This window comes from Gordonia sp. (in: high G+C Gram-positive bacteria) (assembly GCF_049299075.1).
Lineage (GTDB): Bacteria > Actinomycetota > Actinomycetes > Mycobacteriales > Mycobacteriaceae > Gordonia.
The window spans coordinates 1-7,106 of the sequence record NZ_JBAQWU010000406.1; the positions used below are offsets into that span (position 1 = coordinate 1).

Consider the following 7,106-nt stretch of genomic DNA (forward strand, 5'->3'; position numbering starts at 1 on the left):
GGCGGCTCGAGGAACTGTCCGGTCAGCTCAAACGGCAAGTGGGGGCGATCGCTGCCCACTGGGATTCCGGTGGCGCGGCGGCGTATCACCAGGCGCAGTTTCAGTGGGACCGGCTGTTCTCCGACGCTCGGCTCCGCCTGAACGGGCTGGGCACCGGGGTGGCCAATGCCAGCAACCGGATGGCCGAAACCGACCAGCGCGTCGGCCGATCCTTCACGACCTGACTGGTTGGCGCATTGTGCGCGTTTTGCGCCCGGGGGTGGCGGACGGCGTCGGCCGGTCCGCCACCCCCGGGCCGTGCGCGGCGCACTACCCTGACAACGCAACGGCATGCGCCGCTGGGACAGCACCGAAGAAACAGGGAGTACTGGATGTCGGTAGAAGGCTCGAAGAAGGCGATCATCGCCGCGTTGGGTGCCAATGCGGGCATCGCTGTAGCGAAGTTCGTCGGCTTCGCGATCACCGGATCGTCGTCGATGCTGGCCGAGGGGGTCCACTCGGTGGCCGACACCTCCAACCAAGGCCTGCTGCTGCTCGGGCAGAAGCGGGCCGCCAAGGATGCCGACCAACTCCACCCGTTCGGGTACGGACGATCGCGGTACTTTTACTCGTTCGTCGTCGCTCTGGTGATCTTCTCGCTCGGCTCGCTCTTCGCGCTCTACGAAGGCGTCCAGAAGATCGCGCACTCCCACGACCACGGGCTGGAATCGCCGATGGTGGCCGTCGTGATCCTGTTGGTGGCGATCGTCCTGGAGAGCTACAGCTTCTACACTGCCCAGAAAGAATCGCGGCCGCTCAAGGGAGACGCCTCGTGGTGGAGTTTCATCCGCAACTCGCGCACCCCGGAACTGCCGGTCGTGCTACTCGAGGACGCCGGCGCCCTGATCGGTCTGGTGCTGGCCCTCGGCGGGGTGGGGCTCACCATGGCCACCGGTGACGCCGTCTGGGACGGCATTGGGACCCTGTGCATCGGCGTGCTGCTCGGCCTGATCGCCGTGCTGCTGATGATCGAGATGAAGAGTCTGCTGATCGGCGAGGGTGCGACGGTTGACGAGGAGGCCGCCCTGAAGGCCGCGCTCCCCGGCGGCGGCGTCGACCGGATCATCCATATGAAGACGCAGTACCTCGGTCCGGACGAGTTGATGCTTGCCGCCAAGATCGCGATCGCTCCGGGCGCTACCGCCCTGGAGGTCGCTGCGGCCATCGACGCCGCCGAAGCGCGCGTGCGTGCGGCAGTCCCGCAGACCCAGGTCATATACCTCGAACCGGACATCGATCGTGGTGCGGACAGGGTAGATTCCCCCGCATGACCGGCCGTCGGGCTCGGTAACATCTGGCGCTTCCCTGGAGTCGCGTACGAAAGTGGCGGCGGCGCCTTTCTGATCCCGTACCTGATCGCGTTACTGACCGCGGGCCTGCCGATTCTGTTCCTCGACTACGCGATCGGGCAACGATTCCGCGGCTCCGCGCCCCTGGCGCTACGCCGGATGTGGAAGAAAGCCGAGATTCTCGGCTGGTTCCAGACCATGCTGCTGTTCGTCATCTCCGTGTACTACGAGGCGGTGATCGCCTGGGCGATGAGCTACTTCTACTTCTCCTTCGGCAACAAATGGGGCACCGACACCCAAAGCTTCTTCCTCAAGGATTACCTGAAGGTCGGCGAGCCCGGGGTCTCGGGTGAACTCGTCGCCGGAGTCGCCTGGCCGCTGGCCCTGGTATGGGTCGCGATCATCGTCGTGCTGGCGCTGGGCATCGCCGGCGGCGTGGAGAAAGTCAACGTCATCGGTATCCCGCTCCTGGTGCTGGGCTTCGGCGCCCTGGTGATCCGCGCGGTGACCCTGCCGGGTGCCACAGAGGGACTGAACGCGCTCTTCACCCCTAACTGGAGCGAACTCACCAATCTGAACGTGTGGATCGCGGCCTACAGCCAGATCTTCTTCTCCATGTCCATCGCCTTCGGCATCATGATCGCCTACGCGTCGTTCCAGCCGCGCCGGGCGAATATGACCAGCTCCGGTCTGGTGGTGGGCTTCGCCAACTCCTCGTTCGAGTTGCTGGCCGGGATCGGCGTGTTCTCCGCATTGGGCTTCCTCGCCCATCAGCAGCAGGTGACGGTCGACGCATTGGAGGGACTCACCGGGCCGATCCCCTCCTTTGTCACCTTCCCCGCGGTGATCTCCGAGATGCCCGGCAGCCCGGTCTTCGGTGCCCTCTTCTTCGGTTCGCTGGTGATCGCCGGATTCACCTCCCTGGTCTCGCTCGTCGTCGGCGTCTCAGTCGCAGTGCAGGAAAAGTTCGGGCTGTCGCAGCGAGCCGCCGCCGTCGTCGTGGGTGTCACCTGTGCGATCGTGTCGTTCGGGCTGTTCTCCACTACCACCGGCCTGATCGCCCTGGACACCGTCGACATGTTCGCCAACAACATCGGTGTCGTGGTCTCGGCCATCATGATGTGCGTCATCGTGGTCTGGCTCGCCCGCACCAGCGGTCTGCTGCGCGCCCACTTGAACGCCATCTCCACGTTCCAGCTCGGACCCTGGTGGGTGCCGCTGATCGGCGTGGTGGGACCGGTGTTCCTCACCGTCATGCTGGTGCAGAAGGTGGCTGACGTGATCCGCAACGGCTACGAGGGTTACCCGGATTGGTATGTCAACGTCCTCGGCTGGGGCACGGTCGGGCTGGCCGTCGTAGGCGCTGCGATCGGCACTGCCGTCAGCTGGAAGGGCCGCGACCAGGAGTCGTTCCGAGCCTGGCCCCCGGTGGAGTTCCTGGAAGGACAGAAACGATGACCGGGCCTGCGATCGGACTCCTCCTGGTGTCCGCCCTCATCCTCTGGGGCGGCTTGAGCGTGAGTATCGCCTTCATTCGCGCCCGCCCGGAGGTAGACGAGGCAACCCTGCCGCCCCTGGCCGACGAAACGGTGGAATCGGACGAACGTCGCGAGCAGCAGCCGCATCCGACCCGGGACACGTGACTTACCCCCGAAGCGGCCCTGTAGTCCGCTAACGTGAACGCGTCCTGAACGCCGCGTCGGATCGGCGAGTGGACACTGAGGAGGCGCCGAATGAGTACGAATCCGTTCTTGCGGGTGAAATCGGTCGAGCAGTCCATTAGGGACACCGATGAGCCGGATTCCAAACTCCGGAAAGACTTGACTTGGTGGGATCTCACCGTCTTCGGTGTCGCGGTGGTCGTCGGTGCCGGTATCTTCACGCTGACCGCGCGGACCGCGGGCAATGTCGCGGGGCCGTCTGTGACGCTCGCCTTCGTCCTCGCCGCCATCGCCTGTGCCCTCGCCGCCCTGTGCTACGCCGAATTCGCTTCCACCGTGCCGGTGGCGGGCAGTGCCTACACCTTCTCGTATGCCACCTTCGGTGAATTCGTTGCGTGGATCATCGGCTGGGATCTGATCCTGGAATTCGCGCTCGCCGCTTCGGTGGTGGCCAAGGGCTGGTCGCATTACCTGAATCAGTTCCTGTGTCTGATCACCGGTGCGGACGCGTCACAGACCTCCTACACGGTCATCGCCTGGGGTGATCCGAGCGGAGCGTTCGGTGGGTTCGATTGGGGCGCGGTCACCCTGATCGCCGTGCTGACGCTCCTGCTCTCGCTGGGCACCAAGCTGTCCTCGATCGTGTCGCTGGTGATTACCGCGATCAAGGTCTCGGTGGTCCTGCTGGTGATCGTGGTCGGCGCCTTCTACATCTCGCCGGAGAACTACTCGCCGTTCATCCCGGAATCGGAGGCAGCGGACACCGCCGGTGCCGCCTCCGGGCTGCACCAGACGCTCTTTTCGTTGATGACGGGCTCCGGCGGCTCGACCTACGGTTGGTACGGACTGCTTGCGGCGGCGTCACTGGTATTCTTCGCGTTCATCGGCTTCGACGTTGTGGCGACCACCGCCGAGGAAGTGCGCAATCCGCAGCGGGATCTGCCGCGCGGCATCCTCGGTTCGCTGGCCATTGTCACCGTGCTCTATGTGGGGGTGACGCTGGTGCTGACCGGCATGGTGAACTACACCGAACTCAAGGGCGACTCGGCGACGTTGGCTACCGCTTTCGGCCTGCACGGCATCACCTGGGCGCAGTGGATCATTGTGATCGGCGCGCTCTCCGGACTCACCACCGTGGTCATGGTGATGCTGCTCGGCCAGGCGCGCGTCGGTTTCGCGATGGCCCGTGACGGACTGTTCCCGCGCAGCCTGGCCAAGACCGGCAACCGTGGCACCCCGGTGCGCATCACGGTGCTGGTCGGATGCGTTTCTGGATTCCTCGCGGCCTTCCTGCCGATGGGCGAACTGGAAGAGATGGTCAACATTGGCACCCTGTTCGCCTTCGTGCTGGTGTCGATCGGCGTCATCGTGCTGCGTAAGACGCGGCCCGATCTGCCCCGCGGCTTCCGGGTGCCGTGGGTGCCGGTGGTGCCGATCCTGGCGGTGGCCGCCTGCATCTGGTTGATGCTCAACCTGGCGGCGCTGACGTGGGTCCGTTTCGTGCTGTGGATGGTGATCGGATTGGTTGTCTACGTGGCCTACGGCATGTCGCACTCGGTCCTGGGAATGCGGGAACGCGGCGAAATGCCACCCCTGCTTGACGCCGGCGATCTGGCCGGGCCGGAAGTGACACAGGTCCCGGAGGTGGCTCCGCTGCAAGACCGGGTCGTCGACGAGCCGGAGGATCGGGGCGACGCCGACGTAGCGGACCCGCAGGCGCCGCGATAGTGAACCCGGATGACCTGGCGGGCGAACGGCTCCCCGAGCAGGGCGCACGCTAGCCTGGTGAGCGAACATCATCCCGGCGCACGCGCGCCCAGGGGAACACTTCGAGAGGTACTGAATGACCACCGCGTCCACCATGACCGCCGACGTCGCGAACGGAATCGACTTCAAGGTCGCCGATCTGTCGCTTGCTGAGTACGGCCGCAAGGAGATCCGGCTCGCCGAGCACGAGATGCCCGGCCTGATGGAACTGCGTCGTGAATACGCCGACGTGGCGCCGCTCAAGGGTGCGCGCATCTCCGGTTCGCTGCACATGACCGTGCAGACCGCTGTGCTGATTGAGACGCTGGTCGCGCTCGGCGCGCAGGTGCGCTGGGCGTCGTGCAACATCTTCTCCACCCACGACGAGGCCGCCGCGGCCGTCGTCCTCGGTCCGTACGGCACTCCCGAGGAGCCTGCGGGCGTCCCGGTCTTTGCTTGGAAGGGCGAGACGCTGGAGGAATACTGGTGGGCCGCCGAGCAGATGCTCACCTGGCCGACCGCCGGGAACGCCGCGAGCGGGGTCAATGTCGCCGACGGCCCCGCGAACATGATTCTCGACGACGGTGGTGACGCCACCATGCTGGTGCTGCGCGGCGCCGAGTTCGAGAAGGCCGGCGTCGTGCCGCCCACCGAGGACGACCACCCCGCCGAGTACAAGGTCTTCCTGGAATTGCTGCGTGCCTCGATGGCCGCCGATGCGAACAAGTGGACCACCATCGCCGAGTCGGTCCAGGGTGTCACCGAAGAAACCACCACCGGCGTGCTGCGGCTGTACCAGTTCGCGGCCAACGACGAGCTCGACTTCCCGGCGATCAACGTCAACGATTCGGTCACCAAGAGCAAGTTTGACAACAAGTACGGCACCCGTCATTCGCTGCTCGACGGCATCAATCGCGGCACCGATGTCCTGATCGGCGGCAAGAAGGCCCTCGTCTGCGGCTACGGCGATGTCGGCAAGGGCTGCGCCGAGGCGCTCGCCGGTCAAGGTGCCCGCGTTCAGGTCACCGAAATCGACCCGATCAACGCCCTGCAGGCGCTGATGGACGGCTTCGACGTCGTCACCGTCGACGAGGCGATCGCCGACGCCGACCTCGTCATCACTTCGACCGGCAACCTGGGCATCATCACCTTCGAACACATGCAGCAGATGAAGAACCAGGCCATCCTGGGCAACATCGGGCACTTCGACAACGAGATCGACATGGCCGGCCTCGAAACCGCCGATGGGATGACCCGCATCAACATTAAGCCGCAGGTCGACCAGTGGGTGTTCCCCGACGGGCATTGCATCATCGTGCTCTCCGAGGGCCGCCTGCTGAACCTGGGCAACGCCACCGGCCACCCGTCGTTCGTGATGAGCAACAGCTTCTCCAACCAGGTCATCGCGCAGATCGAGCTGTGGACCAAGAACGACGAGTACGACAACGAGGTCTACCGCCTGCCCAAGCACCTCGACGAGAAGGTCGCGCGCATCCACGTCGAAGCCCTCGGCGGCTCGTTGACGAAGCTGAGCAAGGAACAGGCCGAGTACATCGGCGTCGACGTCGAAGGGCCGTACAAGCCTGAGCACTACCGCTACTGAGCGCTTCGCGCTGATCGCCTCATAGTGATGCCCGTTTGACGTGTCTGGCACGTCAAACGGGCATCACTAGTATCTGTGGCAGTTGGCGCAGCGCTGGAAGGTACCCGGCCAGCCGCGAGTCTGGAAGAGTACGGCGAGCTTGCGGGCCGTCGTGCACGGGCGTTTGAGGACCTGCCCGGAGCCGAGGCGGACGGTGATCCGGTTCGTGCCGACGGCGGCGTCGAGGTCGCGCTCGAGGTCTCGGTCGCGTGACGTGCGGTCGGTATGGCCGAGAACGCCGTCGAGCTCCACGATGACGCCGTACCTGATGTACTCGGTGTCGCGAAATCCTTTGCGCCCCACCGTCGTGGGGGCTTGACGCTCCGGTGTCGGCAAGCCGTGCGCCAGCTCGACGTCGGTCAAGAACGCGTGTTCGAGGACGGAACAAGTCCCGTTGGCGATGTCGTCGAGCACCGAAGTGACGAGGGTGCGGCGCTGCATTCGTTTGCGTGACTTCACCGTTGCCCGCAAGAGATCGACGGTGGTGCGACGGCTGCCGACCGCATCGGACAAGACGGCGATCGCTTCGTGGTCGGTCGGCGCAGCGTCGGCGACGTCGAGCGCAGCCTCTTCGGCCCTGAGCCTGGGCGGGGACTGACTCCAGTCGACAGCCGACGAAAATCCCGCGCGACGATGCACCGTGATGCCGCGCCGCGGCTTCACGGTGCGTCCTCGCCCGATGACGATGTGGATCGGACCGCTGCCGAAATGCAGGACGGAGGTGTCGTC

Annotated in this window: 6 protein-coding genes and 1 pseudogene; 6 read left to right on the forward strand and 1 reads right to left on the reverse strand. The window is 65.3% G+C overall.

All coding sequences use genetic code 11. From position 1 onward, the window contains the following. The 6 genes and pseudogenes from WAW85_RS12970 to ahcY all read left to right on the forward strand — a co-directional run. A partial coding sequence (locus tag WAW85_RS12970; protein WP_422560020.1) for a WXG100 family type VII secretion target occupies positions 1–224 on the forward strand: 224 nt, incomplete at its 5' end. A gap of 147 nt (positions 225–371) precedes the next feature. Then, positions 372–1,310, forward strand: coding sequence for a cation diffusion facilitator family transporter (locus tag WAW85_RS12975; RefSeq protein ID WP_422560021.1), 939 nt, complete (start codon positions 372–374; stop codon positions 1,308–1,310). Positions 1,311–1,313: 3 nt separating this feature from the next. Continuing rightward, positions 1,314–2,786: pseudogene (locus WAW85_RS12980) on the forward strand (sodium-dependent transporter); the annotation flags it as partial. Further along, positions 2,783–2,971 (forward strand): MetS family NSS transporter small subunit, encoded by a 189-nt coding sequence (locus WAW85_RS12985; protein ID WP_422560022.1) that lies wholly within the window; start codon positions 2,783–2,785, stop codon positions 2,969–2,971. The pseudogene WAW85_RS12980 and the gene WAW85_RS12985, both read left to right, overlap by 4 nt. 90 nt (positions 2,972–3,061) lie before the next feature. Further along, positions 3,062–4,717, forward strand: a complete 1,656-nt coding sequence (locus WAW85_RS12990; protein WP_422560023.1) for an amino acid permease — start codon at positions 3,062–3,064, stop codon at positions 4,715–4,717. A 115-nt stretch (positions 4,718–4,832) separates the two neighbouring features. Then, the gene (gene ahcY, locus WAW85_RS12995; protein WP_422560024.1) at positions 4,833–6,338 is read left to right on the forward strand and encodes an adenosylhomocysteinase; all 1,506 of its coding nucleotides are present in this window, start codon (positions 4,833–4,835) and stop codon (positions 6,336–6,338) included. Between the two features lie 66 nt (positions 6,339–6,404). Here ahcY and WAW85_RS13000 read toward each other — a convergent pair. After that, on the reverse strand, positions 6,405–7,106 hold a 702-nt coding region (locus WAW85_RS13000), incomplete at its 5' end, for a hypothetical protein (protein ID WP_422560025.1).